The organism is Kitasatospora xanthocidica (assembly GCF_014656195.1).
GTDB lineage: Bacteria > Actinomycetota > Actinomycetes > Streptomycetales > Streptomycetaceae > Kitasatospora > Kitasatospora xanthocidica.
Genome location: NZ_BNBY01000005.1, coordinates 273,052 through 294,730 on the forward strand (window position 1 = coordinate 273,052; position 21,679 = coordinate 294,730).

Consider the following 21,679-nt stretch of genomic DNA (forward strand, 5'->3'; position numbering starts at 1 on the left):
CGGGGCACTGGGCGATACTGGCGCGGTGAGCGACGAGGAAGCCCTGGTGGCGGTGGAGCGCGAGGTCGCGCTGATGTTCCGGCGGGGCCGGGCCAGAGTGGCGGAACTCTCACGCCGGGTGCACCCCGGGCTGGAGGGGATGGCGTACAGCCTGCTCGGTTACGTCGAGCAGGCCGGGAGGGTCCGGGTGACCGACGTCGGCGCCCACTTCACGGTGGGCAAGGCGACGGTGAGCCGGCAGATCCGCGCGCTGGAGGAGCTCGGGCTGGTGGCCCGGGAGGCCGACCCGCTGGACCGCCGGGCCGCGCTGGTGTCGCTGACCGAGGACGGGCGGCGGCGCTACCTGGCCGCCCGGGACGCCCGGATGCGGCGGGTGCACGAGGTGATGGGCGGCTGGTCGCAGGAGGACACGGTGCGCTTCGCTGAGCTGCTGCACCGGTTCAACGACGTGCTGGCGGAGCCGCCGGTCGACTGACCGGGGTCCGCGGCGGTGCGCCCCGGTCGGCGGCGCCGGTCTCTTTACCTGGCCTTGAAGAAAGTTGCCTAATTCAACCATCTCATCTTATGGTTGCTTAAGGCAACGAACTTTCATGATGCGCGTATCCCGCACGCCCGCGCCGAAGGACCCAGATGACCGTGACCACCGAGGCCGCGAGCGGCACCGCCGCCGCCGTCGACGACCGACAGATGACCCACCGACAGGTGATGGAGGCGCTCTCCGGCCTGCTGCTCGGCCTCTTCGTGGCCGTGCTCTCCTCGACCGTCGTCTCCAACGCCCTGCCGCACATCCTGGCCGACCTGCACGGCGGCCAGTCCGCGTACACCTGGGTGATCACCGCGGCGCTGCTCACCCTCACCGCCTCCACCCCGATCTGGGGCAAGCTCTCCGACCTCGCCAGCAAGAAGCTGCTGCTGCAGATCGCCCTGCTGATCTACATCGCGACCTCCGCGCTGGCCGGCCTGTCGCAGAACACGGCCGAGCTGATCGCCTGCCGCGCGCTGCAGGGCGTCGGCGCCGGCGGTGTCGTCGCGCTGGGCCAGATCTGCCTGGCCGCGATGGTCCCGCCGCGCGAGCGCGGCCGGTACAGCGGCTACTTCGGCGCCGTCTTCGCCCTCGCCACCATCGGCGGCCCGCTGATCGGCGGCGTCATCGTGGACACCTCCTGGCTGGGCTGGCGCTGGTGCTTCTACGTCGGCATCCCGTTCGCGGTGGCCGCGATCCTGGTGGTGCAGCGGACCCTCAAGCTGCCGGTGGTCAAGCGCAAGGCGAAGATCGACTACCTGGGCGCGCTGGTCATCACCGCCTCGGTCAGCCTGCTGATGATCTGGATCACGCTGGCCGGCAAGAACTACGCCTGGCTGTCCTGGCAGACCGCGGCCATGGTCGGCGGCGGCCTGGTGCTGGGCGCGCTCGCCGTCGTGGTCGAGCGCCGCGCCGCCGAGCCGATCATCCCGCCGGACCTCTTCAAGTACCGGACCGTTACCCTGTCCGCCCTCGCCAGCGTGCTGGTCGGCGTCGGGATGTACGGCGCGACCACCTTCCTCAGCCAGTACTTCCAGCTGGCCCGCGCCAAGTCCCCGACGATGGCCGGTCTGATGACCCTGCCGATGATCCTCGGCCTGGCGGTCTCCTCCGCCGTGGCCGGGCGACTGATCACCAAGTACGGCCGGTGGAAGGCCTACCTGGTCGCCGGCACCGCGCTGCTCGCGGTCGGCTTCGGCCTGCTGGGCACCGCCCGGGCCGACACGGACTACGTGCTGCTCTCCGTCTACATGGCGATCACCGGCGTCGGCCTCGGCCTGACCAGCCAGAACCTGGTGCTCGCGGTGCAGAACACGGTGCCCCGGCACGAGCTCGGCGCGGCCAGCTCGGTGGTCACCTTCTTCCGCACCATGGGCGGCGCGATGGGCGTCTCCGCGCTCGGCGCGCTGATGACGAACAAGGTCGGCCACTACCTGACGGAGAACCTGGCCGCCGCGCACATCCCGGCCGGGCACGCGGCGACCGGCGGCGGCATCCCGGACCTGCACAAGCTGCCCGCCCCGATCCTCCCGCTGGTGACCGACGCCTTCGGCCACGGGGTCGGCACCGTCTTCCTGTGGGCCGCCCCGTTCGCCGCGCTGGCCTTCGTCACCGTGCTGTTCATCCGGGAGACGGTGCTGAAGACCACCCAGGAGAACTGACCACCCGGGAGAACCGACCGCCGGGGAGCGGGCCGACGGGATACGCGAACGGGCCGGGGAGTGTCGAGACACTCCCCGGCCCGTTGCTCGTGCCGCGGCGGCTACTTGCCGGCGATCAGCATCAGTCCGTAGCCGACCGTCGCGGCGCAGGCCGCGAAGCAGACGTACGCGCCGGCCAGGGCCAGCTTGGCCCCGCCCGCGGCCGGGGCGCCCGAGCCCTCGCGGGCGGCGCTCAGCGAGGCCTCGCGGCGGGACAGGGCCAGGATGCCGAGGGCGAAGACGGCGACGACGGCGACGGTGATGCCGAAGCTGAAGCCGGCGGTCTGCGCCAGGGCGTTCCACTTGATGTGCATGGTGAGTGCTCCTCAGCCTGCGGCGCTCAGGCCGCGACCGTGGTTGAGGCGGGGGTGGGGACGTTCGCGGTGACGGTGGGCGCCACCTCGACCGGGGTGACGTCGTTGACGTTGTCCGCGCCGACCGGCTGGCGGCGGGAGATCAGCCACATCGCGCCCGAGCCGGACACCAGCGCGACGCCGACCAGGACGATGCCCCAGGTGCCCTGCTCGGCCAGCAGGGCCGCGCCGCCGGAGACCAGCGCGGCGGCCGGCAGGGTCAGGCCCCAGGTGTAGACCATGCGGCGGACCAGGCTCCAGCGCAGCTCGCCCTTCGGGCCGCCGAGGCCGGCGCCCATGATGCCGCCGGAGCAGACCTGGGTGGTGGAGAGGCCGAAGCCCATGTGCGAGGAGGTCAGGATGACGGTCGCGGCGGCCGACTCGGAGGCGAAGCCCTGCGGCGGACGGATGTCGGCCAGGCCCTTGCCCATCGAGCGGATGATCCGCCAGCCGCCCATGTAGGTGCCGAGCGCGATCGCGGCACCCGCGGAGACGATCACCCAGGTGGGCGGCAGCGCGCCGTGCGGCAGGGCGCCGACCGAGACCAGGGTCAGGGTGATGATGCCCATCGTCTTCTGGGCGTCGTTGGTGCCGTGCGCCAGCGAGATCAGCGAGGACGAGAAGATCTGGCCGGTCTTGAAGCCCTTCTCGGTGGCCGCGTCGTCGCCCTTGCGGGTGATCGCGTAGGCCAGCTTGGTCGCGCCCCAGGCGGCGAGTCCGGCGACGAACGGGGAGGCGACCGCGGGGATGATGATCTTGGTGACCACGGTGTCGAAGTTGACGCCGTTCATGCCGACGCCGACGATCGTGGCGCCGATCAGGCCGCCGTACAGCGCGTGCGAGGAGCTGGACGGCAGGCCGCGCAGCCAGGTCAGCAGGTTCCAGAGGATCGCTCCGGCCAGTGCGGCGAAGATGATCTCGGGATGGACCCCGGCCTTCTCGTTGACGATGCCGCCGGAGATGGTGGTGGCGACCTTCACGGAGAGGAACGCGCCCGCGAAGTTGAGGACGGCCGCGATGGTGACCGCGACCTTCGGACGAAGAGCTCCGGTCGCGATCGCGGTGGCGGCCGCGTTGGCGGTGTCGTGGAACCCGTTGGTGAAGTCGAAGGCGAGCGCCGTGATGATCACAACGGCCACCAGGAACGAGATGTGTTCCATACCCAAACAATCGTCTTAGTTGTCGCACGGACGTTGATGACTGTCGCGACCGTAGGTCGGCTGGGTAAACGGAAGGTGAACTGAGCCGGGAATCGTGGTTCCGATGGTGGACCCAGGGTGTCCGTAAGCTTTCGTTCGGGTGGCCGAGGCCGCGCTGAACTGGACATTAGCGAAGAACGCCCTGGTTCGTTCGGGTTTGCTGAGACCTGTCTCACAGATCAATCGAGAATTAACCTCCCGGTCCGCGTGCGCCCTGTTTCCGGCGAGTAACACGTGGGAGGATCTGCGGGATCCGGGAGACCGGGACAGGGCACGGGCGGGGAGGACCAACCCATGGGCGGGGCTGCACAGCGTACGGAGACGGCAGGCGTACGCCCCTGGGTACGGGCGGCCCTGCGCTGCGGAGCCGTCCTCGCGGCCGCCGCGCTCGCCCTGCCGGCCGCCGCCGGAGCCGCCTGGGCCGCGCCCGACCCGGGCACCGGGACGGTCGTCGCCGGCTCCGATCCGCTCGCCGCCGCCAAGGCCACCCTCGGCCCGCTGCTCGACCAGTTGCACGCCCTCTACCAGAGCGCCGAGGCCGCCACCGAGCAGTACAACGGCGCGGTCGCCAAGGTGACCGAGCAGCAGGCCTCGCTCACCGACCTCCAGGGCCGGCTGGAGCGCCAGCAGAAGCAGGTCGACGCCGGCACCGACATCGCCTCGCAGCTCGCCGCCGCCCAGTACCGCAACGGCGCCGCCTCCGCCTACGCCGAACTGCTGCTCTCCAAGGACCCGTACGAGGCGGTCACCATCGCCGAACTGCTCGCCACGGCCAGCCGCTCCCAGTCGGAGTTCCTGAACCGGCTGAAGAGCGACCGGGACGAGCTGGACGGGCTGAAGAAGCAGACCGAGGAGGCCCTGAAGACCTCCCAGAGCCTGGTCGCCCAGCAGGACGCCGCCAAGGCCAAGGCGGCCGCCGACCTCACCGCCGTCGAGCAGGCCGTCGCCTCGCTGACCGGTGCGCAGCGCACCGAGCTGGAGCAGCTGGAGAAGGCCAAGGCCGACGAGGCCCAGCTCGCCTTCCTCGCCTCCGGGGCGCTCGGCAAGGGCGAGCGCACCCCCTCCCTGCAGGGGCGCGGGGCGATCGCCTTCGCGCTGGCCCAGGTGGGCAAGCCGTACCTGTGGGGCGGCACCGGACCGGACGCCTACGACTGCTCCGGCCTCACCTCGCAGGCCTGGCTGCACGCCGGCAAGGCGATCCCGCGCACCAGCCAGGAGCAGTGGGCGCAGCTGCCGCACGTCGCGCTGAACCAGCTGCGGCCCGGCGACCTGGTGGTCTACTTCCAGGACGCCTCGCACATCGGGATGTACATCGGCGGCGGGCTGATCGTGCAGGCGCCCCGCCCGGGCGCGTTCATCAAGGTGTCGCCGATCGGCTCGATGCCGATCCTCGGCGCCGTCCGGCCGGACCCGTCCGGCGCGGCCGACGACGCGGGCGGCACCTGGAAGGTCCCGGACCTGCCGGCCGGCTGGGACGCCGTCACCCCGATCGCGCCCAGCCCGGCCAAGCCGACCCCGCCGGCCACCCAGCCCACCACGCCGCCGGCCACCCCGGGCCAGCCCACCGGCACGCCGACCACCCCCGGCGGCACCCCGACCGACCCGGGCACGCCCTCGGGCACCGGCACGCCGGCCCCGACGCAGACGCCGACCGGCACCCCGACCGGCACCCCGACCCCGACCGGGACCCCGGGCACCCCGACTCCGACCGGCACCCCGGGCACGCCCACCCCGACCGGGACCGGGACCGGCACCCCGGCGGGCACCCCGAGCGGGACCGGCTCGGCCACCGCCTCCCTCCCCGGCACCGCCACGGCCACCCTGCCGCTGGGGACGCCGACCCACTGACGGGTCCACCCACGCGGAGGCCGCCCCACGTCCGAGGACGGGGGCGGCCTCCGCGCGTCCGGGGCTATTCGCCGCTGTCGGGCTCGAAGCGGATGACGACCGCCTTGGAGGTGGGGGTGTTGCTGATGTCCGCGGTGGAGTCCAGCGGCACCAGGACGTTGGTCTCCGGGTAGTAGGCCGCCGCCCCGCCGCGGGCGACGGGGTAGTGGACGACACGGAAGTGCGGGGCGCGCCGCTCGACGCCGTCCTTCCACTCGCCGACCAGGTCGACGTACTCGCCCTCGGTGAGGCCCAGGTCGGCGGCGTCGTCGGGGTTCACCAGCACGACGCGGCGGCCGCCCTTGATGCCGCGGTAGCGGTCGTCGAGGCCGTAGATCGTGGTGTTGTACTGGTCGTGCGAGCGCAGGGTCTGCAGCAGCAGGCGGCCCGGCGGGACCTCGGGGGCGGTCAGCGGGTTGACGGTGAAGTTGGCCCGGCCCGTCGCGGTCGGGAAGGTACGGGAGTCGCGCGGGCCGTGCGGCAGGGTGAAGCCGCCGGGGCGGCGGACCTTCTCGTTGTAGTCCGCGAAGCCCGGGACGACGCGGGCGATCCGCTCGCGCAGGGTGTCGTAGTCGTTCGCGAATTCCTCCCACGGCAGGGTGTCCCGCGGGCCGAGGACGGCGCGGGCGAGGCGGCAGACGATCGCGGTCTCGGAGAGCAGGCCCGGCGCGGGCGGACGCAGTCCGCCGCGGGAGGCGTGCACCTGGCCCATCGAGTCCTCGACGCTGACGAACTGGGCGCCGGCACCGGTGACGTCCCGGTCGGTGCGGCCCAGGGTGGGCAGGATCAGGGCGCGGGCGCCGGTGACCACGTGCGAGCGGTTGAGCTTGGTGGAGACGTGGACGGTGAGCCGGCAGCGGCGCATCGCCGCCTCGGTGACCTCGGTGTCCGGGGTGGCCGCGACGAAGTTGCCGCCCATCGCGAAGAAGACCTTGACCTTGCCGTCGCGCATCGCGCGGATGGTGTCGACCGAGTCGAGGCCGTGCTCGCGCGGCGGCTCGAAGCCGAACTCGTTCTCCAGCGCGTCGAGGAAGGCCTTGGCGGGGCGCTCGAAGATGCCCATCGTCCGGTCGCCCTGGACGTTGCTGTGCCCGCGCACCGGGCAGACGCCGGCGCCGGGACGGCCGACGTTGCCGCGCAGCAGCAGGAAGTTGACCACCTCGCGGATGGTCGGGACGGCGTGCTTGTGCTGGGTGAGGCCCATCGCCCAGCAGACGATGATCTTCTTCGAGCCCAGCACCAGCCGGCCGAGCTCCTCGATCTGCTCCCAGGGCAGGCCGGTCGCGGCGAGCACCTCCGCCCGGTCCGTCGTCCGGGCCTGGGCCTCGAACTCCTCGAAGCCGTGGCAGTGTTCGGTGACGAAGGCGTGGTCCACGCCGTCCTGCTCCAGGACGATCCGGTTGAGCGCGCGGAACAGCGCGAGGTCCCCGCCGAGGCGGATCTGCAGGAAGAGGTCGGTCAGCTTGGTGCCGTGGCCGACCAGGCCGCGGGCGTTCTGCGGGTTCTTGAACCGCTCCAGCCCGGCCTCCGGCAGCGGGTTGACGCTGACGATCGTGGCGCCGGCCCGCTTGGCCCGCTCCAGCGCGGAGAGCATCCGGGGGTGGTTGGTGCCCGGGTTCTGACCGGCCACGATGATCAGGTCGGCCTGGTAGAGGTCCTTGAGGCTGACGCTGCCCTTGCCGACGCCGAGCGTCTCGGTGAGCGCCGAGCCGGAGGACTCGTGGCACATGTTGGAGCAGTCCGGCAGGTTGTTGGTGCCGAGCCGGCGGGCGAACAGCTGGTACGCGAAGGCGGCCTCGTTGCTGGTGCGGCCGGAGGTGTAGAAGGCGGCGCCGTCCGGGGTGTCCAGGGCGCGCAGCTCCTCGGCGATCAGCGCGAAGGCGTCGTCCCAGGAGACCGGCGTGTAGTGGGTGGCGCCCTCGTCGAGCAGCATCGGCTGGGTGAGCCGGCCCTGCTGGCCCAGCCAGTAGCCGGACCGCTCGGCCAGCTCGGCGACCGGGTGGGCGGCGAAGAACTCGGCGCGGATCCGGCGCTCGGTGGCCTCCTCGGCCACGGCCTTGGCGCCGTTCTCGCAGAACTCGGCGGTGTGCGTCTTGTCCGGCTCGGGCCAGGCGCAGCCCGGGCAGTCGAAACCGTCGGGCTGGTTGACCTTGAGCAGGGTGGCGAGGGTGCGGCGGGCGCCCATCTGCTCCGCGGCCATCCGCAGGCTGTGGCCGACGGCGGGCAGCCCGGCGGCCGCGTGCTGGGGCGCCGACACCTCGGGGGCGTCCTGCGCCGGGTCGCTCTGCGGGGCCTGCTTGGCCATGACCGCTCTCCTCGGCTCTGCTGGATCCGGCCGTACCGCCGGGGCCGCCGCTCCGTCGCGGGGCTCGGTGTCCATCCTTCCACCTGGGCCCAGGGCTCGGGGAGGGGCGGTGGACGGCGTCGGTAGAGTCCTCTCCGTCATGGCGGATGGGTCCGTCAGGGCGGATGGGGAGGGGCGCGTGCGAGTCGGTGACGTCCTGGACGGCCGGTACGAACTGGTGGAGAAGCTCGGCCAGGGCGGTTTCGGGGTGGTGTGGCGGGCCCGGGACACCCGGATGCGGCGGCCGGTGGCGGTCAAGGTCATCGGGCACCACGACGGCGACCAGGCGAAGGCGGCCCTGCGGTTCGTCCGGGAGGCCTGCGCGGCCGGCAACCTCTCGCACCCGCACATCGTGACCGTGCACGACCTCGGCCAGTGCGAGGTCGGCGACCGGGAGGTCACCTTCCTGGTGATGGAGCTGCTCACCGGCCGCACCCTGACCGAGGTGCTGCGCGGCGGACTGCCCGGGCCCGAGCTCAGCCTGCGCTGGGGACGGCAGATCAGCGACGCGCTGGCGACCGCGCACGACGCGGGCATGGTGCACCGGGACATCAAGCCGGACAACGTGATGATCACCGACGCCGGCCACCTCAAGGTCCTGGACTTCGGCATCGCCCAGCTGGACACCGGCGCGGGCGGGCTGACCACCACTGGGACGATCGTCGGCAGCCCGGCGTACATGGCGCCCGAGCGGTGGACCGGCGGCCGGGTGGACGGCCGCGCCGACCTGTACGCGCTCGGCTGCGTCCTGGTCGAACTCTTCACCGGGGCACGGCCGTTCGGCGGTGACTCGACGCCGGTGCTGATGTACCAGCACCTCAACGAGCCGCCCCCGGCACTGGACCCGGCCCAGTTCGGACTGCCGCCGCAGGTGGCCGGGCTGGTCGCGGAGCTGCTGGCGAAGGACCCGGCGGACCGGCCGGCCGACGCCCGGGCGGTCGAACGCAGGCTGGCGGAGCTGGCCGCGGCGCCGGGCGGTGGGACGGGCGCGCCGGCGGCGGTGCCGACGGTGGTGGACCGGGGCGCGCCCGTGGCGGCCGCGCCCGCGGCCGGGCCGGTGGTGCCGCCCGCGCCGCCCGTCCTGCCCCCGGCCGCTCCACCGACGGCGCCGCCCGCCGCTCCGCCCGCCGTTCCGCCTGCCGTGCCCGCACCCGCGCCGCCGGTCGCGCCGCCCGTCGCTCCGTCGGTGCTGTCGCCGCTGACGACGCCGCCGGTGCTCGCCGCGCCGCCCTCCGAGGCCGTACGGGCCGCGCTGCGCGAGCGGCGCTCGGCCGCCTACCGGGCGGCGACGGCCGGGGAGTCGGCGATCCTGCTGCAGGCCGTCGCCCAGGAGTGCGTGACCGCGCTCGGCGCGGGCGACCGGGACACCCTGTGCACCTGGCGGGACTTCACCTGGTACCTCAGCCGGGCCGGGGACCTGGACGGCGCGATCCGGCTGCTGACGAGCGTGGTGGACGACATGCGCTCGGTACTCGGCCCGCTCGACCCGGACACCCTCGGCGCCCGCTACCACCTGGTGTGGTGCATCGGCGAGAGCGGCGCGGTGGTCACCGCGATCCGGCTGCTGAACGAGCTGCTGCCCGATCTGCACGCCACCTGGGGCCCGCAGGACACCCGGCTGCTGAAGGCCCGGCACGACCTCGCGGTGCACCACGCCAACCGCAACGACCTGCAGAGCGCGGTGATCCAGCTGCACGCGCTGCTGCCGGACCTCGCCCGGGTGCTGGGCGAGCACCACCCGAGCACCGCGCAGGCCTGGCAGGACCTGGCCGGCTACCAGCAGCGGCTCGCCCGGGCGGGCCGCAGGGGCGCGGGCGGTCCGCAGCGGCGGCGGCCGAGGATGAGCCCGATGGAGGCGCTGGTGCTGGTGCGGCGGCTGCGGGTGTGGGACTTCGCCGGTGACGAGGAGGCGCGGGCCTGCATGGACGCGCTGGACCGCGGGCTCGGCCTGAAGGGCGTCGCGGACGTGGTGTTCGACGCCCCGGACCACGTCTCGGACGAGGACCTGGTGGAGGAGATGTTCGGCCCCTGACGCCCCCGCCCCCCGGCGCGCCCACGCTCACGCCGCCAGCGCCGCCGCCGGCAGCGCGGCCAGTGCCCGCAGCAGGGCCCGGGCGGCCGCGTCGTTCTGCCGGAAGGCGGGGGCGTCGGTGCGCGGCCGGGCGAAGGCGGCGGCCGTGCGCAGGCTGGTGTGCGGGCCGAGCGCGGTGCGGCGCGGATGCGGGGCGCCGCCCAGGGCCGGGTCGAGCAGCCTGCTGTCGGCGGGGTCGATGGTGACCAGGCCGGAGCGGTGGGTGTGGTCCGGGTCGCTCACCACCTCTTCCACGATCCGCCCGGCGCGGTGCAGTTCGCGCAGGACGGGGTCGAGGGTGCGGGCCAGCGCGTGCTTGGGCAGGTACGCCTCGACGAGCGCCGTCGCGTGGACGGTGTGGCCGGGCACGGTGCCGCCGCCGGCCCGCCAGGTGCCGGTGGCCTCGTCCCGTTCGATCCGGACGTCCGCGCCGAGGAAGCGCACCACCCCGGCCTCGGAGAGCGCGAGCAGCTGGCGCAGCCGGAAGCCGGGCGGCCCGGAGGCGAGGAAGCTGAAGTAGCCGAAGAACCACTCGTCGACGTCCTCGGCGACCGAGCGGGCGGTGAGCCGGCCGCTGGTGAGCACCCGCTGGAGCTGGCCGAAGAGCGAGAGCAGGGCGTAGAAGGCGCCGAGGTCGGCGCTGTGCGCGGGGTCGGCGCGGCGGTCGGCGTCGGCGGCGACGTACGCGCGGAGGTGGGCCTGGAGCTCCTCGGCGGTGCCGAGTTCGAGGCCGGCCAGCGGGTGGTCGAGCCGTTCGAAGTCGATCCGGTCGGCGGGGTCGGGGACGGCCTCGGCGATCAGGGCGGTGAGTTCGGGGGTGTACCAGCCGTGCCGGTCGTACCGGGCGAGGAACTCCGGCCAGGGCAGGGCGGTGCGCCCGGGGTGGGCGTGGAACAGCTCGTGGTAGTGCCCGAAGGCGACCTCCTTGGCCATCAGCGGCCAGAAGTCGCGCCGCAGTCGCAGCGGCCCGTCGGTGGCGAGCACGGCGTCGACGGCGGCGGCGTCGAAGTACCGGGGCAGTGGGGCGCGCGGCCCCTGGAGGCGGTAGTCGGTCTTGGAGTGGTAGGGGACGCCGCGCCGGGAGCCGAGGTGGAGCACCGGTTCGCGGCCGGACGGGCGGTAGCGCAGCGCGTCCCCGTGGCCGGCGGGTTCGAAGCGGCCGCCGCGGCCCTCGGTGAGCAGCGCGATCAGGTCGACGGAGGCCAGGCCGAGGCCGCGCAGCACCACCTGTTCGCCGGGCGCGACGGCCGCCAACTCGGCTTCCACGTCGGCGGAGTAGGCGGGCGGGAGGTGGAAGCGGCCGTGCCGGGCGGCGAACTCGGCGTCGGCGGCGTGCCGCGGATGCGGGGCCGAGTCGAGGTGGCCGAGGGTGAGGGCGACGTGGTCGGCGGTGATCGTCCGGTCGCCGAGGTGGACGGTCTGCGGGCCGTCGGCGGGGCCGTCGATCCGCCGGACGGTGTCCCGGTGGACGGTGACGGTGATGTGCGGCGGCAGGTCGGCGACGGCGCGGCGGAACGCCCAGTCCAGGTAGGCGCTCTGGGCCCGGCGGGTGGGGAAGTCGGTGGGCGCGAGGGTGTCCAGTTCGGCCCGGACGGCCGGGTCGGCCACCTCCCGGTAGGGCGCGAACTCCCGTCGCCGCCCGGCCCATTCGGCGAGCGAGGGGCCGGTGCGGACCGGTCCGTCGAGGGTGGAGCGCTCGTCGGTGAACATGGTGACGTCCTCGGCCATCGAGTTCATCCGCAGCAGCGGGGACTGGTCCTGGCGCCAGATCCGGCCCGCGCCGGGCGGGTGCGGGTCGACCAGGTGGATCGCCAACGGACTGTCGGCGGGCAGGAGTTCGGCGGCGTTGGCGGCGATCCGCTCCAGCAGGCCGGTGCCGCGCGGGCCGGCGCCGACGACGACGAGGGTCGCGGTCATGCCCGCACCACCCGTCGGAAGGCCGCGCGGGCGCGTTGCAGCGGGGTGGGCGGCAGGCCGTCGCGGTCGGCGCCCCTGGCGAAGTGCCGTTCCACGTAGTACTGGCCGATGGAGAGCAGGGTGGTGATCACCAGGTACCAGATGGTGGCGACCATCAGCATCGGGATGACCTGGTACGACTGCAGGTAGACCAGCTGCACGGAGTAGAGCAGGTCGGAGACGGCCAGCACGCTGACGATGCTGGTGCCCTTGAGCGCGCCGATCAGCATGTTCCCGGCGGTCGGCACGATCGCGCGCATCGCCTGCGGTACGACGATCCGGCGCAGCACCCGCCACCGGCCGAGCCCGAGGGCGGCCGCGGCCTCCAGCTGGCCGCGGTCGACGGAGAGGATGCCGCCGCGGATCACCTCGGCGGCGTACGCGCTCTCCAGCAGGGTGAGGCCGATGACGGCGGTCAGGGTGGGGCCGATCAGGTTGACCGTCTTGACGGTGACGAACTCGGGGCCGAAGGGGATGCCCAGGCCGAGCGTCGGGTACAGCGCGCCGATGTTGAAGAAGAACAGCAGCTGCACCAGCGGCGGGGTGGAGCGGAAGATCCAGATGTAGCCCCAACTGAGCGTGCGCAGCACCGGGTTGGTGGAGAGCCGCATGGTGGCGAGGACGGTGCCCAGCACGAAGCCGAGGGCGAGGGTGGCGGCGGTCAGCCAGAGGGTCAGGGCGAGGCCGTTGAGGACGGACCGGGCGGTGAACCAGTCCGCGACCACGCTCCACTGGAAGGCCTTGTTGTCGATCACCGAGGTGACGGCCATCGCGGCCAGCAGCAGCGCGACGGCCGCGGCGGCCCACTGGCCGGGTTTGCGGCGGGCGACGATCCGGGCCTCGGGGGCGGGTGGCGGTTCGGGGCGGTCGAGGGCGGAGGGGAGGGGCAGGACGTCCTGCGGGGTGGCCATGGCGGAGGCTCCTGGCGGGAGTGCGGGCGGGCGGGTACGGCTGCGGTCACGTACGGACGGCCTGGCGGCCGGCCCGCGTCCCTCAACGCGTCCGGCACGGTTGCACTGCACTCCTCCGTGATCGTACGCATGCCCGAACGAGGGCTGTCAAGGACGGTCCGAGGGGTGGAAGCGGGCCGCCGGCGGCTGTCGGAGAAGTGACAGGAGATCGCAACAGTGCGGAAATGATGGGTGGTTGACGCAGGCGCCGGACGGCTGCTCAACTTGAGGACATGTACGCCGAGCAGCCCCTGGTCACCCGCGACCACATCGACTTCGGTCGGGTGTGGTCCGCGGCGTGTCGCGGCTGACCCGACAGCGGCCCTCCGTCCGGCCCTGATCCCGCTCGGCCCGCTCCCTCGGGGAGTCCTCCCTCGGTACGCCCCGCCCCGGGCCGGGACCGCCGTCCGTATCTGACGGCACATCAGGCAAACGCTGTCTAAGCCGACTTCGCACTGCTCTCCGGCACTCTCCCCGCCCCCGCGCCCGGTTCACGCCCCACGCACCCGTGTCCGCGCCACCGTCACGTGCTCGACGGCCGCCCCGCCGCGGCCGCCTCCGGTATGCCCACCCGCAGCCCACCGGATCCCCGCTCACCCGAAAGGTTCCGCCATGCCCGTCGAATTCCTCGGCATCGCCGCCACCGGCGACGGTTCGGAGACCACTCCGCGCACCACCGCCTCCTTCGACCGCGACTACACCCTGCGGCTGGCCCGGGCGCACGAGGACCACGGCTGGGACCGGGTGCTCTTCGCCTACGCGGCCGGCGCCCCGGAGCCGGCGGCCGCGGCGGCCTTCCTCGCCTCCCACCTCGACCGGCTGCAGATCCTGCTGGCGCACCGCCCGAACGTCTCCTACCCGACCTTCGCCGCCAAGACCTTCGCCACCCTGGACCGGATCAGCGACGGCCGGCTGACCGTGCACTTCATCACCGGCGGCAACGACCACGAGCAGCAGCGCGAGGGCGACTACCTCACCAAGGACCAGCGCTACGAGCGCACCCGCGAGTACATCGGCATCGTGAAGAAGGCCTGGACCAGCCGGGAGCCCTTCGACCACGAGGGCCCGCACTACCGCTTCGCCGACTTCGTCTCGGACGTCTTCCCGGTGCAGCAGCCGCGTCCGGCGGTCTCCTTCGGCGGCTCCTCGGACGCGGCCTACGCGGCCGGCGGCGCCGAGGCGGACATCTACTGCCTCTGGGGCGAGCCGCTGGCCCGTACCGCCGAGCAGATCGAGCGGGTGAAGGAGGCGGCCCGGGCCGCCGGACGGACCGACGTGCCGCGGATCCAGGTGGCGTTCCGGCCGATCATCGCGCCGACCGAGGAGCTGGCCTGGGAGAAGGCGCACCGGACGGTCGCCGCGATCCGGGAGCGCCGGGCCTCGGCACCCGGGGCAGCCGCATCTGGGGCCGTGACACCCGAAAACACCGGCTCCCGGCGGCTGATCGAGATCGCCGAGGCCGGCGAGCGGTACGACCGGGCGCTCTGGACCCCGACCGCCGCGGCCACCGGCGGCGCGGGCAACTCCAACGCGCTGGTCGGCACCCCCGAGACGGTCGCCCAGGCGCTGCTGGACTACTACGACCTCGGCGTGGACATCCTCTCGGCCCGCGGCTACCACCTGCTGGACGACGCGATCGACTTCGGCCGCTACGTCATCCCGATCGTCCGCGAGGAGGTCGCCAAGCGGGACGCCGCGAAGGCCGCCGAGCGGGCGGCCCGGGCCGAGCGCGACCGCCGCCAGCTGATCGCGGTGCAGGCGTGAGCACGGCACCCGCGGTCGAGTTCCGCCGGGTCACGGTCGACGACCCGCTGGTCGAGCCGCTGCTGCGCGAACTCACCCACGAGTACGTCACCCGGTACGGCCCGGAGGCGCACCGGGAGATGAGCCGCTACCCGGGCGAGGCCTTCGCCGAGCCGCACGGCGTGCTGCTGCTCCTGCTGGAGGACGGCGAGCCGGTGGCCGGCGGCGCGTACAAGCGCTACGACGGGCGCACCGCCGAGGTGAAGCGGATGTGGACGCACTCCGCGCACCGCCGCCGCGGCCTGGCCCGCCGGGTGCTGGCCGAACTGGAGCGGACGGCGGCCGCGGCCGGCTACGCCCGGCTCTACCTCACCACCGGCCCGCGCCAGCCCGAGGCCAGGGGCCTCTACCTGGCCGCCGGGTACACCCCGCTGTTCGACGTCACCGCCGATCCGCTGACGATCGGCCCGCTGCCGTTCGAGAAGGACCTCCCGGTCCTCGCCCGGACCCCCTGAAGCCCTGGGTCCTGGAGCCCAGCCCGCCCTGAAGACCCGCTGACCCCCGCGAACCCCCGTTCCGAAAGGCCCCCCGTGAGAACCACCACCGTCCGCCGCCGCCTGCTCGCGGCCACCGCCCTGCTGCCGGTCCTGGCGCTGGCCGCCTGCGGTTCGGACCCGAAGATCGCGGGCGCGGCGGGGGCGGGCGGTCCGGCCGCCTCCGCCACAGAGGACGTCGTCGCCGCGGTGGCCAGGTCGGAGGCCGCGGCCGCGCTGCTGCCCGAGGAGGTCCGCAGGGCCGGCACGGTGAAGTTCGGCTCCTCCTTCGGCGCGGCGCCCACCGCGTTCTACGTCGACCAGGTCAGCAAGAAGCCCGCCGGGATCGACGTGGACTTCACCGACGCGGTGGCCAAGGTGCTCGGCCTGACCGTGGAGCGGCAGGAGGCCGCGTTCGAGACCATCCTGCCCGCCCTGGACAGCGGGAAGTTCGACGTCGGCACCGGCAACTTCGGGGTCACCGCGGCCCGGCTGAAGACCATCGACTTCGTCACCTACATCGACGACGGCCAGGGCTTCGCGGTGAAGAAGGACAACACCGCGCTGCAGCCGGTCACCGACCTGGTCCAGCTGTGCGGGCTGACCGTCGGCACCGGCGCCGGCACCACCTTCGAGACCACCCTCAACAGCCGGAAGAACGTCTGCACCGACGCCGGGAAGAAGCCGTACGAGGTCAAGGCGTTCAGCGAGAGCGGCGCCCTGCTGACCAGCCTCCAGCAGGGCCGGGTGGACATCGAGATGTCCACCATCAACGGCCTGCGCCACCAGGCCGCGCAGGAGGCCTCCGGGACCCGCTTCCTGGGCGAGTTCCACCGCCTCGACGTGGGCTTCGCCTTCAAGAAGGGCTCGAAGCTCACCCCGGCCTTCCAGGCGGCGGTCAACCAGCTGATCAAGGACGGGACGTACGAGCGGATCCTGCGCAAGTGGGGGGTCGCCGACTCGGCGATCAAGGAGTCGCAGATCAGCCCGCCCGAGCACGCGTGAACGCCGGCCCCGGTCCGACGCCAGGCCCAAGGAGCCTCCGATGACCCTCACCACCGACACCGCCGCGGCCCGCCCCAGACCCGCGGCCGCCGCCGACCACGACCACGGCCACGACCTCGACCTCGACGAGCTGGCCGGTCTGCGGACCGTCCCCGCCCGGCACCCCTGGCGCTGGGCGGCCGGGATCGCCGCGCTGGTCGTCCTCGCCCAGTTCGCCCACGGCCTGGCCACCAACCCCGGCTGGGACTGGGCCACCTTCCGGGTCTACTTCACCGCCGACACGATCCTCCAGGCGATCGGCCGGACCCTCGAACTCACCGCCTACGGAACGGTGCTGGGCTTCCTGCTGGGCGCCGGGGTGGCCGCGATGCGGCTGTCCCGCAGCGCGGTGCTGCGGTCGATCGCCTGGGCGTACGTCTGGGTGTTCCGCTCGATCCCGCTGATCGTCCAGCTGGTCTTCTGGTTCAACCTCTCGTACCTGTACAAGCGGTTCGGGTTCGGCATCCCCTTCGGCCCGACCTTCGGCGACTTCGAGACGGTCGGCGTGCTCGGCGCCCTCGGGGCCGCGGTGCTCGGCCTCGGGCTGCACCAGGCCGCGTTCGCCGCCGAGATCATCCGCGGCGGCATCATCGCGGTGGACGCCGGCCAGCGGGAGGCCGCCGCCGCGCTCGGCATCCCGCGGTGGCGGCAGGCCCGGCGGATCGTGCTGCCGCAGGCCATGCGGGGCATCCTGCCGGCCGCCGCCAACGAGGTGATCTCGCTGCTCAAGGGCACCTCGGTGGTCTATGTGATGGCCATCGGCGAGCTCTTCTACCAGACCCAGGTGATCTACGGCCGGACCGGCCGGGTGGTGCCGCTGCTGATGGTCGCCACCGTCTGGTACGTGGTGCTGACCACGGTGCTCTCGATCGGCCAGTACTACGTGGAACGCCACTTCGCCCGGGGCGCGCAGCGCACCCCGCCGCCCACCCCGCTGCAGCGGGTCCGGGCCTTCGTCCACAGCCTGCCGGACCGCACCCGGCCCGCCGCCCGCACCTCCGGAGGACAGTCGTGACCACCCTGACGAAGACCGGGCCGGCCGGGGCCGCCCCGATGGTGCGGGTCCGCGGCCTGCACAAGAGTTTCGGCCGGCTGGAGGTGCTGCGCGGGGTCGACCTGGACGTTCCGGCGGGCTCGGTGACCGTGGTCCTCGGCCCGTCCGGCTCCGGCAAGTCCACCCTGCTGCGGGCGATCAACCACCTGGAGAAGCTGGACCGCGGCCACGTCGCGATCGACGGCGAGCTGATCGGCTACCGGCGCGCCGGGGACCGGCTGTACGAGCTCAAGGAGCGCGAGGTGCTGCGCCAGCGCACCGGCATCGGCTTCGTGTTCCAGAACTTCAACCTGTTCCCGCACCTCACCGTGCTGGAGAACCTGGTCGAGGCGCCGGTCGCCGCGCTGCGCCGGCCCCGGGCCGAGGCGAGGGCGACGGCCCTGGCGCTGCTGGAGCGGGTCGGGCTGGCCGACAAGGCGGCCGCCTACCCCCGGCAGCTGTCCGGCGGGCAGCAGCAGCGGGTGGCGATCGCCCGGGCGCTGGCGCTGGAGCCGAAGGTGCTGCTGTTCGACGAGCCGACCTCGGCGCTCGACCCGGAGCTGGTCGGCGAGGTGCTGGACGTCATCAAGGACCTGGCCCGCAGCGGCACCACGATGATCGTGGTCACCCACGAGATCGGATTCGCCCGCGAGGTCGCCGACACCGTGGTCTTCATGGACGGCGGCGTGGTGGTCGAGCAGGGCCCGCCGGCCGAGGTGCTGGATCGGCCGCGGCAGGAACGCACCCGGGCCTTCCTCGCCAAGGTCCTCTGAGCCCTTCCCCTCCCTTCCCCTTTCCTTTCCTCTCCCCGTTTCCTCTCCCCGTTCCACCTTCACCGAGCAGGAGTTCCGCCATGTCCCTACCCCGTCGCGCCCTCGTGGGCCCGGCCGCCGCGCTCGCCGCCACCCTCGTCCTGGCCGGCTGCGGCAGCGGTGCCACGGGCGCCGCGGCGGAACTCGCCCCGGCCAAGGGCAGCACCGCGCCGGACGGCACCGTGGTCAACCTCTCGCCGAACCAGAACCGGGTCACCACGCCCAAAGTCGACGCGATCGCCGCGCTGGTCCCGGAGGAGATCAGAAAGAAGGGGACGCTGACCGTCGTCGACTCGATCGGCTCCACCCCGCCGCTGGACTTCTACGCCAACGACGACAAGACCATCATCGGCGTCGAGCCCGACATCGCCACCCTGATCGGCGGGGTGCTCGGCCTCAAGGTCGAGTTCAACCCGGTCTCCTGGGAGAACATCTTCGTCGGCCTGGACAGCGGCAAGTACGACGTGGGCCTGTCCAACATCACCGTCACCGAGGCGCGCAAGGAGAAGTACGACTTCGCCACCTACCGGCTGGACGTCCTGGGCTTCGAGACGAAGAAGGGCAGCGGCCTCAAGGTCGCCGGCCCCAAGGACCTCGCGGGCAAGTCGGTCGGCGTCGCCACCGGCACCAACCAGGAGAAGCTGCTGGTCGCCTGGAGCGAGGAGGACGTGCGCAACGGCCTCAAGCCGATCGACATCAAGTACTTCCAGGGCACCGACTACTTCCTGGCGCTCTCCTCCGGCCGGATCGAGGTCTACACCGGCCCCAACCCCAGCCTGTCCTTCCACGCCGTGCAGACCGGCGAGACCGAGGTCGTCGGCACCTACTCGGGCGGCGGGGCCGACGTCCTGGGCAAGATCGCGGCGACCACCAGGAAGGACAACGGCCTGGTCAAGGCCCTCAACGCGGCGATCGACGAGGTGATCAGGAACGGCACGTACGGGCAGGTGCTCAAGCGCTGGGGCCTGGACAACGAGGCGGTGAAGGCCTCCGAGGTCAACCCGCCCGGCCTGCCCAAGCCCAAGCCGTAGTCCGGTCCGGGCCGGCACCGCGCGCCGGCCCGGACCGGCACTCCGGTCCGGGCCGCGCGCAGGACCGGTGCCGGCCGTGACGACATCCGGAAGGGCCGGTCCGGGCTCGTTCACCCGTTCGTCCCCGCCCGCCGCTATGGTGACCCCTCCGACGGCGAACGCCGGGCGGGCGCGGTCGAGTTGGGGGAGGGCATGGAGAAGGGCGAGGTGCTCGGCGGTCGGTTCCGGCTGGAGGAGCGGCTGGGCAGGGGCGGCTTCGGCGTGGTCTGGCGGGCGACCGACACGACCTTCGACCGGCAGGTCGCGGTGAAGGTGCTGCTCGCCGAGCACGCCACCGACCGGGAGGCGGTCAGCCGGTTCGTCCGCGAGGCCAAGGCGGCCGGCGGCCTCAACAACCCGCACATCGTGACCGTGTACGACTACGGGTGGACCGAGGCCGGCTCCGGGAAGACCCCGTACCTGGTGATGGAGCTGGTCCGCGGCCGGGCGCTGTCCGACGTGCTCAAGGGCGGCCTGCCGGACCACGCCAAGGGGCTGCGCTGGATGCGGCACGTCTGCAAGGCGCTGGAGGCCGCGCACAGTTCGGGCATCGTCCACCGGGACATCAAGCCCGAGAACGTGATGATCGCCGGGGAGGGGGAGCGGGGCAAGGTCCTGGACTTCGGCATCGCGCGGCTGGTCACCCAGACCGTCCGGCTCACCTCCACCGGCAACGTGGTCGGCACCGTCCCGTACCTCGCGCCCGAGTGCTGGTCCGGCGGCGTGGTGGACGGCCGGGCCGACCTCTACGCGCTCGGCGTCATGCTGTACGAGGTCTGCACCGGCGGGCGGCCGTTCCGCGCCGCCTCGGCCGCCGAGTACATGTACAAGCACCTGGAGGAGGTCCCGCCCCGGGTGCGCAGCAAGGACCCGGCGCTGGCCGAGCTGGTCGCCCGGCTGCTCGCCAAGCGGCCCCAGGACCGCCCGGCCGACGCCGCCGAGGTGCTGGAGCTGCTGCGGACGGTCCGGCCGGGGATGCTGCGCCCGGACGACCCCAGCCCCGAGCAGCTGCGCCGGCGGGCCGACCGGGCCTGGCAGCACGGTGTGGCGGGGGAGCCGGCCGAGGCGGTGGAGATCCTCACCGGCCTCGTCCCCGACTTCGCCCGGATCTGCGGCCCGGCCGACCCGAGGACCCTGCGCACCTGCCACGACCTGGCCCTCTGGCTGGCCCGGGACGGCAGCCCGGGGGCCGCGGTCGACCTGCTGGACGAGCTGACCCAGGTGCCGGGCGCCACCCCGGAGGCCCGGGCGGACGCGCGGCGCGACCTCGCGCACTGGCAGCGGCAGGTCGCCCGGCTCGGCCGGGGCCGGGCGCGGGCGCTGACCCTGGGGGTGCTGCTGGGCGGCTGAACCGTCCCGGGGTGCGGGGCGGGCGGCTGAACCGCCCGGGCGCGGGGCCCGGTGCCGGACCGCCGGTTGTCAACCGTGCGGCCGCCCGATCCGGGCCCCGGTCCGGGCCGGGAATCGGGAGGATTTCGCCGATCGGAACGGTCTGGTCCGCCGCCCCGCGGCGTTGGTATACCTCGTTGCCAGACTCGGGAGCGGTGTCCGTGCCGCCCCGGTGAGCTGCGACGAAAGGCTGGTGACGGATCGATGAAGCTCCTTCGCGTCGGACCCCTTGGCGCCGAGCGCCCGGTCGTGCTGGGTGAGGACGGCACCGCGTACGACCTCTCCGGGCGGGCCCGCGACCTCGACGGGTCCTTCCTGGCCGGGCTGGACCCGGCCGCGCTGGCCGGGGACGTCGCCGCCGGCGTCCTGCCGGTGGTGGACCTGGCCGGGCAGCGCGTGGGCGCGCCGGTGGCCCGGCCGGGCAAGGTGGTCGGCATCGGGCTCAACTACCGCGACCACGCGGCCGAGGCCGGGGCCGCGATCCCGGCCGAGCCGGTGATCTTCCTCAAGCCGAGCTCCACGGTGGTCGGCCCGTACGACGAGGTGCTGGTGCCGCGCGGCGGCGAGAAGACCGACTACGAGGCCGAGCTGGCCGTGGTGATCGGCCGGACCGCCCGCTACCTGGAGTCGCACGCCGAGGCCGCCGGGGTGATCGCCGGCTACACGATCGCCAACGACGTCACCGAGCGGGCCTTCCAGTTCGAGCGCGGCGGCCAGTGGGACAAGGGCAAGTCGGCGGAGACCTTCACCCCGCTCGGGCCCTGGCTGGTCACCGCCGACGAGGTGGCGGACCCGCAGGCCCTGGGGCTGCGGCTCTGGGTCAACGGCGAGCGGCGGCAGCACGGCAGCACCGCGGAGATGATCTTCCCGGTGCTCGAACTGGTCCGCTACGCCAGTCAGTTCATGGTGCTGGAGCCCGGCGACGTGATCGTCACCGGCACCCCGGCCGGTGTCACCCTGGGCCGTCCCGGCACGCCGTTCCTCGCCCCGGGCGACGTCGTCGAGATCGAGATCGACGGCCTCGGCCGCCAGCGCCAGGTGCTCGGCAAGGCCTGACCCGCAGGGCCCCGAC

General features: G+C 73.4%; 17 protein-coding genes. 12 read left to right on the forward strand and 5 right to left on the reverse strand.

Annotation, left to right across the window (positions count from 1 at the left end):
- Nucleotides 1–25 precede the first annotated feature (25 nt).
- Both IE332_RS11595 and IE332_RS11600 read left to right on the forward strand, forming a co-directional pair.
- Nucleotides 26–475, forward strand: coding sequence for a MarR family winged helix-turn-helix transcriptional regulator (locus IE332_RS11595; protein ID WP_229928521.1), 450 nt, complete (start codon nucleotides 26–28; stop codon nucleotides 473–475).
- 212 nt (nucleotides 476–687) lie between these two features.
- Complete coding sequence (locus IE332_RS11600; RefSeq protein WP_189915855.1) at nucleotides 688–2,184, forward strand: MDR family MFS transporter; 1,497 nt, start codon at nucleotides 688–690, stop codon at nucleotides 2,182–2,184.
- A 101-nt stretch (nucleotides 2,185–2,285) separates the two neighbouring features.
- On the opposite strand, the gene IE332_RS11605 is transcribed toward IE332_RS11600, so the two are convergent.
- Nucleotides 2,286–2,537, reverse strand: coding sequence for a hypothetical protein (locus IE332_RS11605; RefSeq protein WP_189915701.1), 252 nt, complete (start codon nucleotides 2,535–2,537; stop codon nucleotides 2,286–2,288).
- 26 nt (nucleotides 2,538–2,563) lie between these two features.
- Nucleotides 2,564–3,736 (reverse strand): inorganic phosphate transporter, encoded by a 1,173-nt coding sequence (locus IE332_RS11610; protein WP_189915872.1) that lies wholly within the window; start codon nucleotides 3,734–3,736, stop codon nucleotides 2,564–2,566.
- A gap of 333 nt (nucleotides 3,737–4,069) precedes the next feature.
- Between IE332_RS11610 and IE332_RS11615 the strand changes: the two genes are divergently transcribed.
- On the forward strand, nucleotides 4,070–5,623 hold the full coding sequence (locus IE332_RS11615; protein ID WP_229928523.1) for a C40 family peptidase: 1,554 nt from the start codon (nucleotides 4,070–4,072) through the stop codon (nucleotides 5,621–5,623).
- Nucleotides 5,624–5,687: 64 nt separating this feature from the next.
- Here IE332_RS11615 and IE332_RS11620 read toward each other — a convergent pair whose 3' ends face one another.
- Nucleotides 5,688–7,967, reverse strand: a complete 2,280-nt coding sequence (locus tag IE332_RS11620) for an FdhF/YdeP family oxidoreductase (RefSeq protein ID WP_189915702.1) — start codon at nucleotides 7,965–7,967, stop codon at nucleotides 5,688–5,690.
- A 178-nt stretch (nucleotides 7,968–8,145) separates the two neighbouring features.
- Between IE332_RS11620 and IE332_RS11625 the strand changes: the two genes are divergently transcribed.
- Entirely contained in the window at nucleotides 8,146–10,038 is a 1,893-nt protein-coding gene (locus IE332_RS11625; RefSeq protein ID WP_189915703.1) for a serine/threonine-protein kinase, read from the forward strand.
- 27 nt (nucleotides 10,039–10,065) lie between these two features.
- On the opposite strand, the gene IE332_RS11630 is transcribed toward IE332_RS11625, so the two are convergent.
- Both IE332_RS11630 and IE332_RS11635 read right to left on the reverse strand, forming a co-directional pair.
- Complete coding sequence (locus IE332_RS11630) at nucleotides 10,066–11,994, reverse strand: FAD/NAD(P)-binding protein (protein ID WP_189915704.1); 1,929 nt, start codon at nucleotides 11,992–11,994, stop codon at nucleotides 10,066–10,068.
- Nucleotides 11,991–12,944, reverse strand: a complete 954-nt coding sequence (locus IE332_RS11635; protein ID WP_189915705.1) for an amino acid ABC transporter permease — start codon at nucleotides 12,942–12,944, stop codon at nucleotides 11,991–11,993. Before IE332_RS11635 ends, IE332_RS11630 begins: the two co-directional genes overlap by 4 nt.
- 651 nt (nucleotides 12,945–13,595) lie before the next feature.
- On the opposite strand from IE332_RS11635, the gene IE332_RS11640 reads away from it, so the two are divergent.
- From IE332_RS11640 to IE332_RS11675, 8 genes are all read left to right on the forward strand, one after another.
- Nucleotides 13,596–14,747 (forward strand): LLM class flavin-dependent oxidoreductase, encoded by a 1,152-nt coding sequence (locus IE332_RS11640; RefSeq protein WP_189915706.1) that lies wholly within the window; start codon nucleotides 13,596–13,598, stop codon nucleotides 14,745–14,747.
- A complete protein-coding gene (locus IE332_RS11645; protein ID WP_189915707.1) occupies nucleotides 14,744–15,241 on the forward strand; it encodes a GNAT family N-acetyltransferase in 498 nt (165 codons plus the stop codon). Before IE332_RS11640 ends, IE332_RS11645 begins: the two co-directional genes overlap by 4 nt.
- Before the next feature lie 75 nt (nucleotides 15,242–15,316).
- Complete coding sequence (locus tag IE332_RS11650; protein ID WP_189915708.1) at nucleotides 15,317–16,264, forward strand: ABC transporter substrate-binding protein; 948 nt, start codon at nucleotides 15,317–15,319, stop codon at nucleotides 16,262–16,264.
- A 40-nt stretch (nucleotides 16,265–16,304) separates the two neighbouring features.
- Entirely contained in the window at nucleotides 16,305–17,318 is a 1,014-nt protein-coding gene (locus IE332_RS11655; RefSeq protein ID WP_189915709.1) for an amino acid ABC transporter permease, read from the forward strand.
- A 38-nt stretch (nucleotides 17,319–17,356) separates the two neighbouring features.
- Nucleotides 17,357–18,109, forward strand: coding sequence for an amino acid ABC transporter ATP-binding protein (locus tag IE332_RS11660; protein ID WP_189915856.1), 753 nt, complete (start codon nucleotides 17,357–17,359; stop codon nucleotides 18,107–18,109).
- 80 nt (nucleotides 18,110–18,189) lie between these two features.
- Nucleotides 18,190–19,179 (forward strand): ABC transporter substrate-binding protein, encoded by a 990-nt coding sequence (locus IE332_RS11665; protein WP_189915710.1) that lies wholly within the window; start codon nucleotides 18,190–18,192, stop codon nucleotides 19,177–19,179.
- A gap of 192 nt (nucleotides 19,180–19,371) precedes the next feature.
- Nucleotides 19,372–20,568 carry a serine/threonine-protein kinase gene (locus IE332_RS11670; RefSeq protein WP_189915711.1) on the forward strand — a complete coding sequence of 399 codons (1,197 nt, stop codon included), beginning with the start codon at nucleotides 19,372–19,374 and terminating at the stop codon, nucleotides 20,566–20,568.
- A gap of 243 nt (nucleotides 20,569–20,811) precedes the next feature.
- Nucleotides 20,812–21,663 (forward strand): fumarylacetoacetate hydrolase family protein, encoded by an 852-nt coding sequence (locus IE332_RS11675; protein ID WP_189915712.1) that lies wholly within the window; start codon nucleotides 20,812–20,814, stop codon nucleotides 21,661–21,663.
- The last annotated feature ends 16 nt before the right edge of the window (nucleotides 21,664–21,679 follow it).